We start from the raw sequence: 19,237 nt of genomic DNA, 5'->3' as shown, positions 1-19,237 counted from the left end.
CGCCCCCCCCCCCCGCTGTGCCGTCGAAGAAAGGGGATGGAATAGTATCAGATTTACTTGGCCACGATAATGCGAACCTTCTCGCCAATGGGATCCACGTAGATGGTAAAGCTGCTGGAGAAGGCCTTGCAGGCGGCCAGCCGGTCGGCGCCGCTTTCCTGCTTAAACCAGTCTTTGGTGGCCTGCTTGTAGCACTCCACGTCATCGGCCACCCGGTAGGTCTTGCCGTTGGCGTTGATATAGGGCACTCCCTGGCTGATGAAGATATCAGAGGCAGAGACATTCTTCAGTTCGGTCAGCTCGATGACCGAGGCGGCCTTGGGCAGGCCATCCAGTTCACCGTAGCCCTTCACCACACCGCCGAAGCCGCCGTCCTTGAAGGCATAGCCGGTGATGAAGGTGCTGCCCTTTCCGCCGTGGTTCTCCACGGTAACGGTACGGTTGGTATAGGGCATGTCTCCGCCGCCGGTCTGCTCGCCCTCCCGGAGGATACCATAGGTATAGGCGTCGCCGGTGACTGCCTTCAGGACAATGTAGTCCACCTGACCGGAGGAATCCCGGTGATAGGCGTCAATATCCTTGGCAGGGATAGTGCCATCCAGAGCGCTCAGATCCACCGCAGCCACGGCAGAACCCACCTGCTCAAAGATGCGCACGCCGTTGGCCACATCGTAATTGCCCAGCTTCATGGCGCTCACCTGGAAGTCACCAGTCACGGAGCCGGAAGTCATGCGGCTGGCGTTGAGACGGTCCCGGGCGCCGGAGGACAGGGTAACCAGATTGTCCGTGAGCTTGCTCAAATCGCTCTTGCTGCCGGTGAGCTCAATGGTTCCGCCATTGGGCAGGAACATCTTGGCCGCGGTGCCGCTGGTGACGATACCCATGGCGTTGGAGCGGGTCTGGGCCGTGGGCTTGGCCATGCCGGCCACCTTGCCGTCCGCTGTGAGCAGAAGGGAAACGTTGCTGCCCAGAGAAAACTGGCCAATGGTGTCCCAGGCGCTCTCCAGCACCTCAAAGTCGTGGCCCAGAATGTGGATTTTCTCCGGGGCCTTGGCACTGGGGGAGGCGTCCTCGTAAATGCAGGCCAGACGCAGATCAGACACCACCAGGGTGTTGGTCATGGCGTCGTAGGTGACCACATCGTAGGGCTGAATATCCGAGAGGGAAATGGTCCGGCGGTTCTTCTGGATGGTGAAGTTGGTGGCTCCGCCGGTGAGCTGGTGGAACATGGCCACGCTGGGACTGCCCATCACCACCACCGCGTCGGTGGAGGCACTGGTTGCGCCGGAGGCGTAAATGGCAACCACCTTGCCCCGCTCGGAAAACAGGGTGAGCTGGGTCCCGGACTTCAGGGTACTATATACGTTGAGGTAGGTGTCTCCCTCCGCCTTGTCCGCTGTGTAGACCTTGGTGGAGCTGGAAATGGTGTACTGGGTGCTTCCCGCTTTCACGTAGGTGGGCTGGGCATCGCCGGAGAGGGTAATGGTAATGGAAGTGCTGTCATCGGGCACAAAGGTCAGGATCTCATTCCGGTCATTGAGCACCAGAGCACCCCGCCGTCCCTGGAGGGCAGAGGGCTGGGCTCCCGTCGCCCGCGGCAGATAGGTACCGTCAGAGGTACGGATGGCGCCGTTGTCGGTACCGTCCTCGCTGACCACGCCCACGGCCAACAGAACTACGTTCTCCTTGGGATTTTTGTCCCCCAGCTCGCGGTAATACACCGAACCAGAACCGGTCTTGCAGCGCAGAGCGTTGGTGAAGAGCTGGGCCGCCTGGGCACGGGTGATGTTGTCATAGGTACCGGCGGACACACCATCGGTGAGTCCGATGGACTGGGCCAGATTCATGTAGCTCTGGGGCCACACAGCTCCCAACTGCTTGCTGCTGTACGTCAGCACCCGGAGGAGAATGGTGACCGCCTGGGCCATGGTGATTTTATCGTCGGGGGCAAACCGTCCGTCTCCCACGCCGCCGATGAGGCCGAAGGTCTCCTCCCCCTCACCCAGCCGGATGGAGGCAGCCAGATTGACATAGCCCAGAGCCCAGTGCTCCGAGGTGACATCGGTGAAGATGGTGCGGGTGGCGTGGAGGGGCACCTCGTCCCCTCTGCCCATGAAATTCACCACCATGGTGCAGAACTCCGCCCGGGTCAGTGTTCCGGAGGGATTGAAGCGGTTGCCGCCCACTCCGTTCACCACACCCATCAGGCGCAGCACATCGGCATTGATTGCAGTGGCCGGGTCGCTGATATCCGTGAAGGAGGAGGCTGTGGCGGCACTGCCGGGCACCACCGCCAGGGCGGCCATGAGAGCCACGGCCACCACAGCGGATAACACTCGTTTTAATTTCATATGCTTCATACTCCTATTCTCCTTATTCCGCCCGAAGGGCCTCCACCGGCTGCAGACCGGAGGCCTTGACGGCGGGGTACATGCCAAACAGGACACCCAGCACCACCGAGAAAAGGAAGGCTCCGATGGTGATGGTCTCGTTGGGCCACAAAATCATGCCCTGGAGCAGGAATTTTCCCGCGATCAGGGCCCCGGCACAGCCAATAATAATGCCGATGATGCCGCCGATGCCGCAGATGACCGCCGCCTCAATGAGGAACTGGGCGATGATGCTCCGCCGCTCGGCGCCGATGGCCTTACGGATACCGATCTCACGGGTACGCTCAGTGACGGTGACCAGCATGATGTTCATGATGCCGATGCCGCCTACCAGCAGGGAGATGGCGGCGATGCCGCCCATGACCAGGGTCTGCATAAGGCTGGCCTGCTGCATCTGCTCCTGCCACTTGTTGTCGCTGCCCACGTAGAAGTCGCCCCCCTGGCGCATGCCGTTTTCATCCTGGGGGAACATGCCGTTGAGCAGGCCGTCCAGCTTGGTGATCACCTGGGTAGTGGCCGCCGCGGAGGAGGCCTTGATGCTCCAGGAGGAGATGGTCTGGTTCTTGTTGATGGTACGGTTGAGGGTGTAGGGCAGCAGGAGGATGTTGTCCACCTCGGGAGAGTACTGCACGTCCTTGGACTGGTACCAGCCCACCACCAGATAGGGCATGCCGTTGACGGTAATGGTCTCGCCCACGGGGTCGGTGTAGTCAAAGAGCTTTTCCTTCAGCCCGCCCCCCAGAACGCACACGCTGTTCTCATTTTTCAGGTCCAGGTAGGACAGCTCCCGGCCGCCCCCCAGCTGGTAGTTGTTGCACACGCCGTACTTGTCGTTGCCCAGCAGCACCTGAATCATATCCTCCCAGTGCTCGTAGTTCTGGGTGGAGTAGCTCTTGGCGCCGTATTTGACTATCATCTCGCTGCCCCAGGCCTGGACGTTTGGGGTGATGCCCACCACCAGGTCGCCCAGTCCCAGCACAAAGTCGTTGAGAACCTGGTCCATATCCTGGCCGGTGTAGGAGTTGGCGTTGACGCTGATTTTGTTGTCACCCATCTTCTCGTAGTACTCCAGGTTCCGCTTGTTCTGTCCGGAGACCACAGAGACCATGACCACCACCGAGGCCACGCCGATGATGATGCCCAGCATGGTGAGGAAGGATCGGGTCTTTTTGGCGTAAATGGACTTGAATGCCATTTTAAAAGCCTGTGTCAGATTCATGCCTGCGTTCCCTCCTCCCCCCGCTCGTCTGTGACGATCTTGCCGTCAGACAGCCGAACTCTTCGGTTGGCCTGGGCGGCGATGCCGTTGTCGTGGGTAATGAGAATAATGGTGGAGCCCTCCCGGTTCAGCTCCCGAAGGATTTCCAGCACGTGCTGGCCCGTCTTGGAGTCCAGAGCACCGGTGGGCTCGTCAGCCATGATAATAGGCGGATGGGTGGCAATGGCCCGGGCGATGGCTACCCGCTGCTGCTGACCGCCGGACATCTCACTGGGGCGGTGGTGGGCCCGTCCCGCCATCCCCACCCGCTCCAGGGCCTCCATAGCCCGGTCCTCCCGCTCGAAGATGGACAGGCCCTGGTAGATGAGGGGCAAGGTCACATTTTCCAGGGCGTCCAGTTCCTGGATGAGGTTATAGCCCTGGAAGATAAAGCCGATCTCCTTATTGCGGATGCGGGCCAGCTGGCGGTCGGAGAGTTCGGTGACATCGGTGCCGTCCAGCCAGTACTCCCCGTAGGTGGGGATATCCAGACAGCCCAGTACGTTCATCATGGTGGACTTGCCCGAGCCCGACTGGCCTACAATGGCCACAAACTCGCCCCGGTCAATCTCCAGCGAGACTCCGTCCAGGGCCCGGACCTCGCTCTCCTTGCCTTCGTTATAAATTTTATAAATATCCTTGATTCTGATGAGCATGGCGCCACCTCTTACCAGCCGGCGCTCTGGTCGGTCTCCCGGTTGGTGAAGACGGGAGTGCCCGCCTCAATGCCGTCCTTGATTTCCACGTTATATGTATCCGAAATACCGATAGTCACCGGGACGGGCCAGAAGCCCTCCTCCGGTGTGGGCATGGTATTCTGCTGCTCCGGCGTGCCTTCCTGGGGTGTGGAAGGTGCAATCTCGATGGCGTTCTCCGGCTTGGAGTCGGCCTCCACAAAGACCACGGTGTGGATGTTGCCGTCCACGTCAGTCACTCGCCGGACACTCTGGTTGGGAACCGTAACACAGTCCACCGACTCGCTGGTGACCAGCTTATAGCTCAGCCAGGAGCCGCTGGTCAGACTGTTGTCAAAGTTGTCCACCGACAGCTGCACGGGGTAGGTCGTCATGCCGCTGCCCACCTCGCCCTGCATGGCCACCTTGGTGACCGTACCGGTATAGGGGGTGTTGGTGGCCTGATCAGTGAGCTCCATGGTCATGCCCGCCTTAATAAAGCCGATGTTGCGGTTGTCCACCTGGATGTCCACCAGCATGGTGGTGGTGTTGGAGATGGTGATGACCGTTTCTCCTTCCTTCACCGTCTGGCCGGGCTCCAGAGCGCAGGAGAAGACCACACCGTCGATGGGGGCCACAGCGTTGAAGTTCGCAATGCCCTTCTGGGCGTTCTCCAGCTCCTTCTGGGCCGTATTGATCTGCTCTTGCTTGGCCCGGATATCCGCATCAATGGTGGAGGAGCCCAGGGTGAGCAGGGCCTCGCCCGCAGAAACATTGGCGTGGTTGAGCAGATTGCCCACGCTTACCACCGGACCGCCGGCCTTGGTCACAATGTTCCGTGTCTCATAGAACTCGGTTTTGCCGTTCTGATAGGGGTAGATAGAGGTACCGTCGGCGGCGGTGAGCACAGCGGAGGCGTCCATACCGGCAGTGAGGGTGCCGGGATTGTCAAAGACGATGACCGCCTCGAAGTGGACAGCTCCCTCCGGAGAGATGTAGCTGACCTTGTTGATCTTCTCCACGGTCCCCTTGTAGTCCTTCATCACTGCGGGGATGGAAACGTTGACGCTCTGCCCCACCTTGATATCCTTCTCATAGGCGTAGCTGAAATAGAGGGACAGCTTCAGCTTCTTGTCGTTGACCAGGGTAGCCACCGGAGCCTCCTTGCCTACCTCCTGGTCCGGCTGGAACTCCTTGACATCCTGGAGCTTACCGGCAAAGGGCACACGGACGGTCAGGTTGGCCGCATCCTCCTGCAGGTCGGCCATGTCCTTGTACAGCTTATCCAGGTTCTCCTGGGCCTTCTGCAGTTTATCCCGGGCGTCCTGGCTGTCGATGGTGTAGAGGGGGTCTCCCGCCATCACCTGCTGACCCACGGTGACAAAGACCTCCTGTACCGTGCCGGCGGCACTGAGGGTGATGGAGGCCGACTCCTTGGGCACGGCGGAGCCGTTGCCCTGGACGGTGCTCTGGATGGTGCCGATCTGGGCCTCCTGAGACAGGGGTTTTCCTGTCGTGCTATCATTCCGGAACACCAGGTACCACACGCCAAAACCGGCGCCGAACAAGATGGCCGCTGTGACGCCCAGGGCAATCAATCGCTTTACCATCTTTTTCTTGCCGTCTTTCTTCTTCATCGGGCCTTTAGACGGCGCAGAAGACTGGTTTGGAGTCTGGACGGGAGCTTGGGATTGGGCCTGGGGAGTCGTAACTTCTGGCATAGCGTAAATCCTCCTTGCCGCATGGGGCCGGTAAAATAACAAACAACATGGACAGACTACACCTGTCCTAATGGTCATTATAGGCGACCGACGGCTTCCAGACAATTACAGGGTGATTACAAATATTTAAGATTCCATTAAGTGTATTCCGCTGCCTGGCCTGGATGATCCCGCCGCCGCCCCTGTAAAGATAGACGAATTCGTCAGGGAAATACTGCGGAATTTTCACTATTTTCCCAAAAAATAATTCTTTCCCTTTCCCCCTCATCCGACAAAAAGGCCCCGGACGCGTAAGCGCATATTTCGCGCGCTTCCGCGGCCCGGGGCCGTGGCTTTAAATCTTTTCCATGTGGGCGGCGGCGGATTTCAGCATCAGCCGCTTGGTGCCCACCTCGTCAAAGGCGATCTCCGCCAGGGCGTCGCCCCCCATCTTCTGAATGGAGAGGATCATGCCCCGGCCGAAGGCCTTATGCCGCACGGTATCTCCCTTCTGGAAGGAGGGGGTTCCGGCAGAAGCCGCCGGAGCGGCATAGGCGGCAAAGCTGCTGCGTCCCGCTCCCGGGGCCGCGCGCCGGGTCTGGCCGGAGGCAGCATAGGGGGAAGCCGGCTGGACGGGCTGAGGCCGCTGGTCGTAGGGGCTGCGGGTCATGCCCTGGGCGGCCCGTCCGCCTCCATATCCGCTGCGGGCAAAGCTGTCCCCATAGCCGGTGTAGCCCGAGGTGCGGCTGGGCATGCCGCCCCAGCCGCTCTCCTCGCCGGAGGACAGGTAGCTGCGGCCAGAGCGCTCCAGGTGCTCCTCCGGAATCTCCCCCACAAAACGGGAGGGGCGGTTGGCACTGGTGCGGCCAAAGAGCATACGCTGGCTGGCACAGGTGAGGTAGAGCTTCTCCTTGGCCCGGGTCATGGCCACGTAGCACAGCCGCCGCTCCTCCTCCATCTCCTCCGTCTCGCCGATGGCCCGGATGCCGGGGAAAATGCCCTCCTCAGCTCCCACCAGGAAAACCACCGGGAACTCCAGGCCCTTGGCCGCGTGCATGGTCATCATCACCACGCAGTCCTGGTCCGGGTCGTGGCTGTCCAGGTCGGTATAGAGGGCGATCTCGTCCAAAAAGCCCGCCAGGGTGGGCTCGTCCCCGGCGTTTTCCATGTACCCACGGATGGAGGTGAGCAGCTCCCGCACGTTCTCCAGGCGGGTGCGGTCCTCCACGGTGTTCTTGGCCTCCAGCATGGTGGCGTATCCCGTGCGGAGAATGAGCTCCTCATAAAACTTGTCCAGAGGCAGTTCCCCCAGAAGGCCGCTGAGCTCCCCCATAAGGCTGGTGAACTGGGCCAGCTTGCCCGCCGAGCGCTCCAGCTCCGGGTACATCCGGGCGTTGTCGATGACGGCGTAGAGGGAGGTCTCCTCCCGCCGGGCCACCTCCTGGGCGGTCTCGATGGTCTTGGCCCCGATGCCCCGGGGCGGGTTGTTGATGATGCGGGTGAGGCGCAGGTCATCCTCCGGATTGTTGAGCACCGCCAGGTAGGCCACCATGTCCTTGACCTCGGCCCGGTCGAAGAAGCGGGTGCCCCCGATGATGCGGTAGGGGATGCCGCTGCGCTTGCAGGCATTTTCCAGCTGGTTGGACTGGGCGTTCATGCGGTAGAGAATGGCGTGGTCCTTCCACTTCCGGCCCTGGGCCACGTCCTCCACAATCCGGTCGGCCACAAACTTGGCCTCGTCGTTCTCGTTCATGGCGGTGTAGAGGTGGAGCTTCTCCCCCTCCCCCGCTTTCGTCCACAGCTCCTTGCCCTTGCGGCCCTGGTTGTTGCGGATGACCGCGTTGGAGGCCTCCAGAATGTGGCGGGTGGAGCGGTAGTTCTCCTCCAGACGAATGGTGCGGCACTTGGGGTACTGCTTTTCAAAGGAGAGGATATTCTCGATGGTGGCGCCCCGGAAGCGGTAGATGGACTGGTCGTCGTCGCCCACCACACAGAAGTTCTCATATCCCCCTGCCAGGGTGGAGGCCAGGAGATACTGAAGGTTGTTGGTGTCCTGATACTCGTCGATGAGGACATAGCGGAATTTTTTCTGATAATACGTCCGCACGTCCTCAAATTTCTGCAGCAGGCGCACGGTATGGAGGATGATGTCATCAAAGTCCAGGGCACTGGCCTCCCACAGCCGGCGCTGGTACTCCACATAGATTTTGGCGATTTTGGTCAGGCGGAAGTCCCCCGACTTCTCACACCGGGCCAGATACTCCTCACCCAGCAGCATCTCGTCCTTGGCCCGGGAAATGTAGCCCAGCACCGACCGGGGCGGGAACTGCTTGTCGTCCATCTGCAGGTCCTTCATGCAGTCCTTAATGACCCGGAGGGAATCGTCGGTGTCATAGATGGTAAAGGAGGAGGAGAAGCCCAGCCGCTCAATGTCCCGGCGGAGGATGCGCACACAGGCGGAGTGGAAGGTGGAGGCCCACACGTCCTCTGCCGCCGGGCCCAGCATCCGCGCCAGCCGGTCCTTCAGCTCGCCCGCCGCCTTATTGGTAAAGGTGATGGCCAGGATGGTCCAGGGGGCGGCGGGGTCCAGGGCACACAGCCGCTCCTGGCGCGCCTTGTCCTCCGGAGTGGGCTGCTCCCGGGAGGCGGCATAGCCCTCCAGAAAGGCCAGGTCCTCCTCGGTCACCCAGCCGGGTACCTCCGGGCAGTCCGAGCCCCGGCCGTACCGCATGAGATTGGCAATGCGGTTAATGAGCACGGTGGTCTTGCCGCTGCCCGCCCCCGCCAGCAGCAGAAGGGGCCCCTCAGTGGTGAGCACCGCCCGCTGCTGCTCCGGATTCAGCCGGGTGAAATCCCGGGCAATGGCCTCCCGCCGGGCCCGGGCAAAACGAAGTTCTTGGTCGTGATTGAGCATAGTTCTTTCTTCTCCTCAGGTCGTTTTGGCAATCGGATTTATTGTATAACAAACCCCCGTCCGGGTCAACCGCGCTCCCCCTCCAAACTTTTTCCTTCCGAAGCGGAACCTTCTGACTCTTTTTCCGTCTACTCTTATAAAGAGCCCATTTTAAGAAAGAGAATTTTTCCCTTCCAGGTATAACCTGTCCCCCTTTGGCATACATTGAACTTGGAACTCCGGACAACCCCTATTCAACATTTTCCGCTTCTTTTCGCGCACCACCCTATATCTTGTGTCTCCGAATCTGCAACCATTCTGTAACCATTTTGCTATCATCTCGTAATGGTTCCGATAAGAAGGTAACACCCCAAACTGTTATACTGAATGTAACATCAGGAAAGGAGGTCTCCCAGTATGAAAAAGCTGCTGTTGACCGCGATGATTGCTACCTTATTGATTGTGCCCTTCCAGGGAGTGGCCATGGCTGAGAACCAGGAGGCCCTCTCTTCCGAAACTACGGTGTCCCAGGATTCCGGCTTCGTCCCCGGTGAGGTGCCTGCCCAGACCGACGCGGTGCAATCCATGACTCCCGCCGTCCACGCCATGATCCTGGCCATGTTCCACTACAACCTCACTCAGTTTGATTACTCCAACCCCCAGCTGGGTTGGGAGACCCTGTACAATATGCTCTCCCTCTACGGACAGATGGACGAGCGCTCGGAGTATCTGAACGAGCAGTTGGTTCTCCCGGTGGAGACCGCTCGGGATTTCTCCTCCGCCATTTTCTCCAGCTTTGACCAGCTGGGCGCTCTGCCCGCTGACCTCTCCGACCGCATGGTCTATGATGCCGAGGTGGACAGCTACCTGGTCACCTGCGGCAGCGATACCCTGGCGGAAATTCACCTTTCCAATTCCAGCGAGGCCGCCGACGGCACCCTGACCCTCACCGGAACCCTCTCCTACCTGGTGGACGGCAGCGACCTGGCCCAGTTCCAGGCCACCCTCCAGCCCCGGGACAACATGTTCGGCTATACCATCACTGCTCTGGAGCTGGTAGGCTGAGTTTGATCTGACTAGCGCGCACCGAAGTTCGGTGCGCGCTTTCTTTTGGAAAACAGGGTATATATTTCCTCTCATTCGGCCATATTTTCCAGGAAGTCTTGCACTTCTTCTCCGGCGCGCTTATAATGATGTGTGCCAATTCCGCCCGAACCGGGCGTTTCCTTCCGCATAAGATAGATTATAGAATCATTTGAGGTGCAGCACTATGAATGACACCATACAATCTTACATCCATCCCGGCCTCCGGGCCCACCTGGTGGGCATCGGCGGGGTCTCCATGGCCCCTCTGGCTGAGGTACTCCACGGCCGGGGCATCGTGGTCACCGGCTCCGACATGCACGAGAGCCAGACGGTAAACCACCTGCGCTCCCTGGGTATCCCTGTGACCATCGGCCACCTGCCCCAGAGCGTGGAGGGCGCGGACTGCATCATCCGCACCGCCGCCGTCCACGATGACAACCCGGAAATTGCCGCCGCCCTGGCCGCAGGCATCCCCGTCTTTGAGCGGGCCCAGGCCTGGGGCGCCATCATGCGCCACTATCGCAACGCCCTGTGCGTGGCGGGCACCCACGGCAAAACCACCACCACCTCCATGTGCACCCACATCTTCCTGGCCGCCCAGCGGGACCCCTCCGTCATGATCGGCGGCGTTCTGCCCGTGCTGGGGGCCGGCCACCGGGTGGGACACGGGGACACCATCATTCTGGAGAGCTGCGAGTACTGCAACTCCTTCCTCTCCTTCTTCCCCACCGTGGCTGTCATCCTCAACGTGGACGCTGACCACCTGGACTTCTTCAAGGATTTGGAGGACATCAAGCACTCCTTCCGCCACTTTGCCCAGCTGGTACCGGAGGACGGCTTCGTGGTGGCCGACCGGGACGACCCCAACACTATGGACGCCCTCAAGAATCTCGGCCGGAAGATGATTACCTTCGGCCTGGAGGAGGGGGACGTCCACGCCGCCAACCTCACCTGGGAGAACGGCTTTGCCTCCTTCGATATTGTGGCCCACGGCCAGCACTTCACCCACGCGGAGCTGTCAGTCCCCGGCGTCCACAACGTGCGCAACGCCCTGGCCGCAGCGGCTGCGGCTCTGTGCCTCAAGGTCCCCGCCCAGGCGGTGGAGGAGGGGCTGGAGGCCTTCCACGGGGCGGGCCGCCGCTTTGAGAAGAAGGGGGAGTACCACGGTGCCATGGTTTACGACGACTACGCCCACCACCCCCACGAGCTCCAGGCCCTGCTGTCCACCGCCATGGGGCTGGGCTATCAGCGGGTCATCTGCGCCTTCCAGCCCCACACCTACTCCCGCACCCACGAGCTCTTTGACGACTTTGTGGAGGTGCTGAAAAAGCCGGATCTCACCATCCTGGCGGAGATCTACGCCGCCCGGGAGCAGAACACCCTGGGCATCTCCTCCGCCGACCTGGCTGCCAAGATTCCCGGTGCGGAGTTCTGCCCCACTCTGGAGGACGTGACCGCCCGCCTGCGGGAGCTGGCCCGGCCGGGGGACCTCATCCTCACCGTGGGGGCCGGGGACATCTACCTGGCGGGGGAGGCCCTGGTGAACACGCCGGAATAACCTGCAAGGCATAAAAAAGGAGGCCGACGGCCTCCTTTTTTATGCCTTTTCATTCGTCTTGTCTCTTTTTCTCCGCAGCAGCAGCCCGGCCAGAGTGCCCAGGCCCACCGCCCCGGCCAGGGGCGCGGTGCCGAAGTGCACCAGGACGAACCACCCCAGAGTGTCCCAGCCGGTGGCCCGCGCCAGGCCGATTCCCGTGAGGGCCAGCACCAGCAGGGCCAGGATGAGGGGGATGAGGCAGCGGTCCTGGAGGCTGTTTTTCCCCCTCGCCCCCATAATCCACCTGGCCTGGAGGGCGGCGGCGGCCAGGTAGAGCAGCCCCAGAAAAAGCATCAGCTTCCACTCCATGTCTCAGCCTCCTCTCCCTTCTCCGGCTGCCGGGCCAGCAGATATCCCAGGGTAAAGGCCAGGGGCGGCAACAGCGCGCCTACCCCGTCCTTCAGCAGCATCCGGTTGTCGTAGGGGGCCATCCCCAGCAGCCGGGCCAGCGGAGGCACCCAGACGGCCAGCACCTCCCCGGGAATGGTGAATAAATAAGCGGTTCCGCCCAGCGCCACAAATCCCAGCAGCGCCAGGGCGTCCAGGCCGGCGGCCGTCCACAGCACCCCTACTTGCAGGCTCGGTCTTAGCTTCCGGGTAAGGCCTCCCGCCATTAGGAGGGGCAGCAGGGCCAGCAGACAGGCGGCCACGTCATACCACAGGTCGGAGCTGTCCATAAAATAGAGATAAAACCCCAGCATGGCCCACCCAAACAGCAGGGCGGTAGTGACCAGGTAGCCCAGCCAGAAGCCCATCAGAGCGGGGAGTATGCTCCTTTTCATGGCCCCACCTCCGCCGGCTGGTAGGGCCAGTCCTCCCACCAGGCTGTCTCCCCCAGCTTTCCGCGGTCCATCTCTCCGTCGGAGATGACCCCCTGCCATAGCAGCAGGGTGACCACCCGGCCGTAGTTGTCCCGGGCATAGAGTGCCAGCGTCAGCTCATCCCCGTTCTCCAGGGCGGGGCCGTCCAGGGAGAACTCCTCCTCCCAGTCCCACCGGGTCCAGCTCTCCTCCAGGCCGGGCCGGGGCGTCACCGCCCCCGAAAGATCCAGCTCTGTCCACTCCGCCGCCCTGCCGTTGACAAAGAGGCCCACGGCGGCCTCCTCCACCTGCACCGCCTCCCCGGCCAGCGCCTCCTGGCTGCCCAGCTCCAGGCTGATGGACAGGGGCACCCGGGTGCCCTGGGGCAGGCGGCCCTCCTCCAGGTACTTGTCCAGGTAGGGCTGTGAATAGAGGACATAGGAGTAGGGCCGCATCTCATAGCTCCGCTGCAGCTGGGAGGATTGGCCCAGCTCCTCGGTATATGCCTCCCCCTCCGTCTGGAAGGAGATGAAAAAGCGGATGTCGTCGCTGAGGGGGCAGGTGAGCCGGGCGGAGAAGCGCTGTCCCCCCTCGTCCGTCCCCTCCGCCGTCACGGTCTCGCCCCCGCTGCGGGCGGTGAAGACAACCGGAGTCTCCGGGGTGCGGCGGCGCAGCTGGGCAGAGAGGGCAAAGGTGACGGTGTTCTCCTCCAAATTCACTTCCTCCAAGGTCCAGCTCTTCTCTTTCACCAGGGAGGTGACCTGGGTGAGGGCGGCGTTCACCTGCTCCTCCACCGCCTGGCTCACCGTGTTGTGGACGTTTGTCATCTCACCGGTCATATAGGAGACGGTGCGGTTCAGATCCCGCACCCACTCCGCCGCCACTACGCCCAGCACCAGCAGCACCGAGGCGGCCAGCACCCAGGGCCACTTCCGCCGCTGCCGCCAGCTCCGAGGTCGAGGCAGGGAAGAAAGATATTTTTCCGCGATGGCCTGGACCATGGCTAACTGCTCCTCCGTCAGCTCTCCCGCCGGGGCGCTCGGCTCCTCCTCCAGCTCCAACAGCTGGCTGAGGGTAATGCCAAAGGCGCGACTTAATGCCACACAGTTGTTGACGTCGGGCAGGGCACTGTCCGACTCCCATTTGCTCACCGCCTGACGGGACACCCCCACCAGCTCACCCAGGCCCTCCTGGGACAATCCCCGTTCCTTTCGAAGGGCGGCAATCCGCGCTCCCAAGGTCATGTCATCGCCTCCTTTCGCCCCCAGCCTACCAGAGAAACCGGCTGCCGGGCAACCAAATCTCCCTTCCTTTTTGTCAACCAAGGCTTACATCGGCTGTTTTTTCTTGAAAATATTATATCATAGCCTGGAAATCCCCTTCAAGAACTTCCGAACCACAAAGCGGCCCGCCGGAGCAATTCCGGCGGGCCGCTTTTTCTATTTCAGTTTATTTTACTGGTTGGCGTCCAGCACCTGGGTGTAGGCGCCGGCGGGCATAACGCCCACCTTGCGGTCAATCTCCTTGCCGTCCTTGAAGAAGATGACGGTGGGGATGGACATGACCCCGTAGCGAATGGCCAGCTCCTGCTCGTCGTCCACGTTTACCTTGCCCACGACGGCCTTGCCCTCGTACTGGCCGGCCAGGTCCTCAATGACGGGGCCCAGCATGCGGCAGGGGCCGCACCAGCTGGCCCAGAAGTCCACCATCATGAGCTTGCCCTCGTTCAGAGCCTTGTCAAAACCGTCCTTGCTGAAATGTACCATCATATTATTCATTTCCTTTCTGTTTTATCGAACTTTATTTTATTTTTCCTGTTGTTGGTCCAGATATTCACAGGCGGACAGAGCGGCCACATGGCCCTCTCCCACCGCCTTGGCCACCTGGAGGGGAGCTCCGGTACAGTCGCCGGCGGCAAACACGCCCTCCACATTGGTGGCCATGCGCCGGTCTACCTTGATTACCCCGTTCTCCGTCTCCAGGGCGGGGAGCAGATCGGTGGGCGCCACCGCCTGGCGCAGGATGAACACCCCGTTACAGGGGATATCCGCGCCGTCGGCCTCCAGAGCGGTGACCGTGGTCTCTCCCTTCACCGCCAGGCGATTTGCCTTGACGAAGGGGATGTCTCCGTCCAGTCCCTGGGGGGGCTGGGGCGAGACGTACACCACCTGACAGCCCAGGCTTTTCAGGTAGTTGGCCTCCTGGGGGGCGTCGGGGCTGCGCCCCACCACCGCCACAGGCTTATTCCGGTAGAGCATGCCGTCGCAGGTGGCACAGTAGCTCACCCCGCGGCCCAGGTATTCCCCCTCGCCGGGGTATTTGGCCTGCCGGGAGACACCGGGTGCCAGGATGAGGGCACTGCCCTCGTAGACCTGACTGCCCACCGTCACCATAAATCCGTTCCAGGCCATGAGAGAGATGGCCCGCCCGGTGACAAATTCCACGCCCGCCTTGACAGCGTGATTGTAAAATTCCTCCAGCATTTCAGCTCCGGTGCGGCCGGGCATGCCCAGGTAGTTATCCACCTTCTCCGCCTTGGCCAGAGGACTGTCCTGCCAACGGTTGCCGATGACCAGAACGCTTTTGTTCCGTCCCCGGGCACCCACCGCCGCCGCTAGTCCCGCCGGGCCGCTGCCCAGCACCAGAATGTCGTAGCGCACAGCGCTCACCTTCCTTCTTCGCCGTATCCGTCTTCCAACTGTCTCTATTATACCCGCTTTGGGCCTTCATGCAAGAGTGTTCTGACGGATTGGAACGGCTTCTCTGTTTGTGCGCTTATTGTACACCCCTTCCGTTTTTCCTTCTGTGACACTGTCACAAAGTTTTCGTGGAAATGGGACGGGGATTTTCCGGGGAAAAAGTGGGAAATCCTTGCATCACCGCCCATATCTGGTGTAGAATAAGGAAGTTACCAAAGAGACAGGAGGGTCAACCATGGCTGAAGAGATCAAAACCGGAGCTCCCGCCGCCGAGAGCCCTGCCCCCAGCCAGAACTTTATCCATGAATTTATCACGGAGGACATTGCCCCCGGCGGACGCTTTGCCGGGATGCAGGTCCACACCCGTTTTCCGCCCGAGCCCAACGGCTACCTTCACATCGGCCACTGCAAGGCGCTGATCATCGACTTTGGCACCGCTGAAAAGTTCGGCGGCATCTGCAACCTGCGTATGGACGACACCAACCCCTCCAAGGAGGACGTGGAGTACGTGGAGGCCATCAAGGAGGACATCCGCTGGCTCGGCTTTGACTGGGGCGATCGCTTCTACTACGCCTCGGACTACTTCGAGCGGATGTATGACTGCGCCGTGGAGCTCATCAAGAAGGGCCTGGCCTATGTGTGTGAGCTCACCCCTGAGGAGTTCAAGGAGTACCGCGGCGACGTGAACACCCCCGCCCGCTCCCCCTGGCGTGACCGTCCCATTGAGGAGAGCCTGGACCTGTTTGCCCGGATGCGCGCCGGCGAGTTCCCCGAGGGCAAGTGCACCCTGCGTGCCAAAATCGACCTGGAGAGCGGCAACTTCAACATGCGCGACCCGGTGATCTACCGCATCAACCACGCCTCCCACCACCGTCAGGGTGACAAGTGGTGCATTTATCCCATGTACGACTTCGCCCACCCCCTGGAGGACGCCTTTGAGGGCATCACCCACTCCCTGTGCTCCCTGGAGTTTGAAAATCACCGTCCCCTCTACGACTGGGTCATCGCCAACTGCCCGGTGGAGGCCAAGCCCCGTCAGATCGAGTTTGCCCGTCTGGGCATCAACTATACGGTGATGAGCAAGCGGAAGCTGCGCAAGCTGGTGGAAGAGGGCTATGTCTCCGGTTGGGACGACCCCCGGATGCCCACCCTGTGCGGCCTGCGCCGCCGCGGCTACACCCCCGCCTCCATCCGGAACTTTACCGAGCGCAACGGCGTGAGCAAGGCCGCCTCCACCGTGGAGTTCGGCTTCCTGGAGCACTGCCTGCGGGAGGACCTCAATGATCACGCCCAGCGGGCCATGGCGGTACTGCGTCCGGTGAAGCTGACCATCACCAACTATCCCGAGGGCCAGAGCGAGACCTTTGAGGTGGAGAATAACCCCAACGATCCGGAGGCCGGCACCCGCCCCGTCACCTTCTCCCGGAACCTCTATGTGGAGGCCGACGACTTCCTGGAGACCCCCATTCCCAAGTATAAGCGCCTCTATCCCGACGGCCCCGAGTGCCGCCTGAAGGGCGCCTATCTCATCAAGTGCACTGGCTGCGTCAAGGACGCGGAGGGCAACGTCACCGAGATTCTGGCCACCTACGACCCGGAGAGCCGGGGCGGCAACCCCGCCGACGGTCGGAAGGTGAAGGGCGCCACCATCCACTGGGTGGACGCCGCCACCGCCGTGGACGCCCAGGTGCGCCTTTACGACAACCTCTTTGCCGACGAGGCTCCCGACGCTGGAGACAAGAACTTCCTGGACTGCCTGAACCCTAACTCCCTGGAGGTTCTGGAGGGCTGCAAGCTGGAGGCCTCTCTGGCCAATGCCCAGCCCAGCGACCGCTTCCAGTTCCTGCGTCTCGGTTACTTCTGTGCCGACAGCAAGGACTCCAAGCCCGGCGCCCTGGTCTTTAACCGGGCCGTCAGCCTGAAGGACAGCTTCAAGCCCGGTAAATAATCCCCTGTACGCTAAAACCGGCGGAGCATGCGCTCCGCCGGTTTTTCTTGTTCAAAGGGCCTTCATTGATGATTTTTTACAGCGAGAGGGCACATATTCCGCTCACACTCATGCTTTGGGAGCGGAACCGCTCTCATAAGCCCGCTGCTCCACATAAGCATTGTATGCGGCCTCGCGCTCCTCGTTGTCGTAGCGGGCCTCATACTCGTCCCACAGGTTGTACTCCCACTCGTTGATGGCATTGAGCTGCTGGGGGCCGCCCATAGGGCTGTCATAGACGTGGCAGTTGGTCACCCCGTCCTTGCTGGCCTCCACACGGGCCCGGTATTCCACCCCTCCTATGGTAAGAGCAAACTCAAACTGATAGATGGGCACGCCATCAAAGGATTCGCTGCACTGATAGGCGTTGCCATACCCGCCCCAGTGGAAGCGGTAGTCGGACAGACCACCCATCTCGCTGTAGCCCTGGGCGGCGGCTACAAAGGTGTCGAGGGCATCCTGGTCATAATTTGCCAGTTCCTCCTCCGTAAAGCGCGCCTGGAACTCCCATCGTCTGAACTCCCGGTCGATGTACTCTGCCGCCCCCTCATAGTCCCCGGCCTTCATCTTTCCCAGGAAGGCGTTGGCCAGATAAAACTCATTCAGGTTGGTGTAGCATAGGCCTTCCTCCCGCACCTGGTTGATGCCCAAAAGCACAAAGGGCACCAAGATGATTACCGCAACCAGCGAGGCAATCCACCGGCGGCGGATTTTCTTCATCCCCTTCCGGAAGATCCTGGCCCGCTTCTGTTCCGGGGCCTGTTCGGGCTCCTCCTTGGCGGGCTCAGCCTCTCCTTCCGGCTGAGGCTCCTCTGGAGCAGGGATCTCTCCCGCCATCTCCTGCCGCACCCGCTCACAGTCGGGACACTCCTTCAGGTGCTCCTCCACCAGCGCCCGGCTGCCCGGATGGCAGCAGCCGTCCAGATAGAGGGGGAGCAGATCCTGCACCACGTCACAGCTCGTTTGTTTCATCGCAATCCCTCCAGTTCTTGTCTCAGCATTTGTTTGGCTCGGTAATAGGTGACCTTGGCCCAGCTCTCCGACTTCCCCTTCATGGCGGAAATCTCCTTCAGGGGGATATCCCCGTAGACGTGGAGAATGACCACGTCCCGGTAGTCCTCAGGCAGGGCGGCCACCGCCTTTCGCAGCGCCTGCTGCACCTCCCAGTCCGACAGAGTCTCCTCCGGGCCGGGCTGGGGCGTGTCATGGAGCGGCTCCGGGGCCGCTCGCTTCTTCCGGCACTGGCTGAGCCACAGATTTTTCCCGATGGCACACAGCCAGGTGAACATCTGCCCCTGCTCCCGGTAGCGGTCGATGTGGAGCAGGGCCCGGTAGAAGACCTCCTGGGTCAGGTCCTCCGCCTGGTGGGGGTCGCCGGACAGGGCCAGAAGAAAGCGGTACAGCCGGTCATAGTAGACCTGAGACACCGCCGAAAACTCCTCTTCCAAGGCCCCGCCCCCTTCCCTTTGCCCGCCGGTTTGTTCCTTCTGTCTGTTAAACGCCGACAGGGGCAAAAGGTTACGAAAACTATTCCATCTTTTCAGCTCTGCTCCCCCCCTTTTCAAAAAAATGAAGGCGCGGAACCCCCAACAAGGGGCTCCGCGCCTGTTTGATCGCTTGGTTTCGTGGTTACAGCTTCTTCTCCAGGCAGACCAGCTTCACCCCGGGGATGTTGTTAAAGGTGCAGGACACCATCCCCGCCTCCCAGAAGCCCAGCTTCCGGTAAAAGCTCCGGGCCAGGGTGTTTTTGGCCTGGGTGTCCATGCGCAGATAGGGACAGCCCTGCTCCCGGGCGTATTGCTCATAAAAGCCCACCAGCTCGGTCCCCAGGCCTCCGGCCTGGGCGGCGGGGTCCACCACCAGGGTGTGGAGCACCATTACCTGCTCCAGCGGGGCGGGGTACTTCCAGTCACACTGGGCGTACTCCGGCACCTGAATCTGGTTGAGGATGGCCGCTGTCTCTACTCGCCCTGCCCGCTCGCTGACAAACAGGTCGCTCCGCTCCACGGCGGCCCGGGCAGTCTCCCGGACAGGATAGACGCCCCGGGCCCAGCCAACCGTGAGCTCGCCCCGCTCTTCCGATGCGTGGATGGCCTCATAGATCTCCGCCACCCGGTCAATGTCCCCGGCATGGGCCTTCCGAATCATGGTGT

At 61.4% G+C, this 19,237-nt stretch carries 16 protein-coding genes; 3 read left to right on the top strand and 13 right to left on the bottom strand.

Features of this window, described 5'->3' with window-relative positions:
* Window positions 1-53 precede the first annotated feature (53 nt).
* From DWX58_RS00210 to DWX58_RS00190, 5 genes are all read right to left on the bottom strand, one after another.
* The gene (locus tag DWX58_RS00210) at window positions 54-2,351 is read right to left on the bottom strand and encodes an S-layer homology domain-containing protein (protein ID WP_158579171.1); all 2,298 of its coding nucleotides are present in this window, start codon (window positions 2,349-2,351) and stop codon (window positions 54-56) included.
* A gap of 22 nt (window positions 2,352-2,373) precedes the next feature.
* Complete coding sequence (locus tag DWX58_RS00205; protein WP_118640715.1) at window positions 2,374-3,609, bottom strand: ABC transporter permease; 1,236 nt, start codon at window positions 3,607-3,609, stop codon at window positions 2,374-2,376.
* The gene (locus DWX58_RS00200) at window positions 3,606-4,304 is read right to left on the bottom strand and encodes an ABC transporter ATP-binding protein (protein WP_118640713.1); all 699 of its coding nucleotides are present in this window, start codon (window positions 4,302-4,304) and stop codon (window positions 3,606-3,608) included. The genes DWX58_RS00205 and DWX58_RS00200 overlap by 4 nt, the downstream gene beginning before the upstream one ends.
* A gap of 11 nt (window positions 4,305-4,315) precedes the next feature.
* Window positions 4,316-6,043 (bottom strand): HlyD family efflux transporter periplasmic adaptor subunit, encoded by a 1,728-nt coding sequence (locus DWX58_RS00195; protein ID WP_158579170.1) that lies wholly within the window; start codon window positions 6,041-6,043, stop codon window positions 4,316-4,318.
* A gap of 334 nt (window positions 6,044-6,377) precedes the next feature.
* Window positions 6,378-8,936, bottom strand: a complete 2,559-nt coding sequence (locus DWX58_RS00190; RefSeq protein WP_118640709.1) for a UvrD-helicase domain-containing protein — start codon at window positions 8,934-8,936, stop codon at window positions 6,378-6,380.
* A 396-nt stretch (window positions 8,937-9,332) separates the two neighbouring features.
* Between DWX58_RS00190 and DWX58_RS00185 the strand changes: the two genes are divergently transcribed.
* Both DWX58_RS00185 and murC read left to right on the top strand, forming a co-directional pair.
* Complete coding sequence (locus DWX58_RS00185) at window positions 9,333-9,980, top strand: hypothetical protein (RefSeq protein ID WP_118640707.1); 648 nt, start codon at window positions 9,333-9,335, stop codon at window positions 9,978-9,980.
* A 205-nt stretch (window positions 9,981-10,185) separates the two neighbouring features.
* Window positions 10,186-11,559 carry a UDP-N-acetylmuramate--L-alanine ligase gene (murC, locus tag DWX58_RS00180; RefSeq protein WP_118640705.1) on the top strand — a complete coding sequence of 458 codons (1,374 nt, stop codon included), beginning with the start codon at window positions 10,186-10,188 and terminating at the stop codon, window positions 11,557-11,559.
* Between the two features lie 39 nt (window positions 11,560-11,598).
* Here the strand turns inward: murC and DWX58_RS00175 are convergent, their stop codons facing one another.
* From DWX58_RS00175 to DWX58_RS00155, 5 genes are all read right to left on the bottom strand, one after another.
* The gene (locus DWX58_RS00175; RefSeq protein WP_118640703.1) at window positions 11,599-11,907 is read right to left on the bottom strand and encodes a hypothetical protein; all 309 of its coding nucleotides are present in this window, start codon (window positions 11,905-11,907) and stop codon (window positions 11,599-11,601) included.
* Window positions 11,892-12,380, bottom strand: coding sequence for a hypothetical protein (locus tag DWX58_RS00170; RefSeq protein ID WP_118640701.1), 489 nt, complete (start codon window positions 12,378-12,380; stop codon window positions 11,892-11,894). Before DWX58_RS00170 ends, DWX58_RS00175 begins: the two co-directional genes overlap by 16 nt.
* Window positions 12,377-13,642, bottom strand: a complete 1,266-nt coding sequence (locus DWX58_RS00165; protein ID WP_118640699.1) for a helix-turn-helix transcriptional regulator — start codon at window positions 13,640-13,642, stop codon at window positions 12,377-12,379. Before DWX58_RS00165 ends, DWX58_RS00170 begins: the two co-directional genes overlap by 4 nt.
* Before the next feature lie 210 nt (window positions 13,643-13,852).
* Window positions 13,853-14,176 (bottom strand): thioredoxin, encoded by a 324-nt coding sequence (gene trxA, locus DWX58_RS00160; RefSeq protein WP_347559139.1) that lies wholly within the window; start codon window positions 14,174-14,176, stop codon window positions 13,853-13,855.
* A gap of 27 nt (window positions 14,177-14,203) precedes the next feature.
* Window positions 14,204-15,058, bottom strand: a complete 855-nt coding sequence (locus DWX58_RS00155) for an FAD-dependent oxidoreductase (RefSeq protein WP_118640695.1) — start codon at window positions 15,056-15,058, stop codon at window positions 14,204-14,206.
* A 274-nt stretch (window positions 15,059-15,332) separates the two neighbouring features.
* On the opposite strand from DWX58_RS00155, the gene DWX58_RS00150 reads away from it, so the two are divergent.
* Window positions 15,333-17,045: a glutamine--tRNA ligase/YqeY domain fusion protein gene (locus DWX58_RS00150; protein ID WP_118640693.1), complete on the top strand. Its 1,713-nt coding sequence runs from the start codon at window positions 15,333-15,335 to the stop codon at window positions 17,043-17,045.
* A 108-nt stretch (window positions 17,046-17,153) separates the two neighbouring features.
* On the opposite strand, the gene DWX58_RS00145 is transcribed toward DWX58_RS00150, so the two are convergent.
* From DWX58_RS00145 to DWX58_RS00135, 3 genes are all read right to left on the bottom strand, one after another.
* Entirely contained in the window at window positions 17,154-18,056 is a 903-nt protein-coding gene (locus tag DWX58_RS00145; RefSeq protein WP_118640691.1) for a zf-HC2 domain-containing protein, read from the bottom strand.
* Window positions 18,053-18,532 carry an RNA polymerase sigma factor gene (locus tag DWX58_RS00140; RefSeq protein ID WP_158579169.1) on the bottom strand — a complete coding sequence of 160 codons (480 nt, stop codon included), beginning with the start codon at window positions 18,530-18,532 and terminating at the stop codon, window positions 18,053-18,055. Before DWX58_RS00140 ends, DWX58_RS00145 begins: the two co-directional genes overlap by 4 nt.
* Before the next feature lie 181 nt (window positions 18,533-18,713).
* A complete protein-coding gene (locus DWX58_RS00135; protein ID WP_118640687.1) occupies window positions 18,714-19,232 on the bottom strand; it encodes a GNAT family N-acetyltransferase in 519 nt (172 codons plus the stop codon).
* Between the last annotated feature and the right edge of the window lie 5 nt (window positions 19,233-19,237).

The sequence above is a fragment of the Pseudoflavonifractor sp. AF19-9AC genome, assembly GCF_003478995.1.
Lineage (GTDB): Bacteria > Bacillota > Clostridia > Oscillospirales > Oscillospiraceae > Lawsonibacter.
This window is presented reverse-complemented; position numbering and strand designations above follow the sequence as displayed.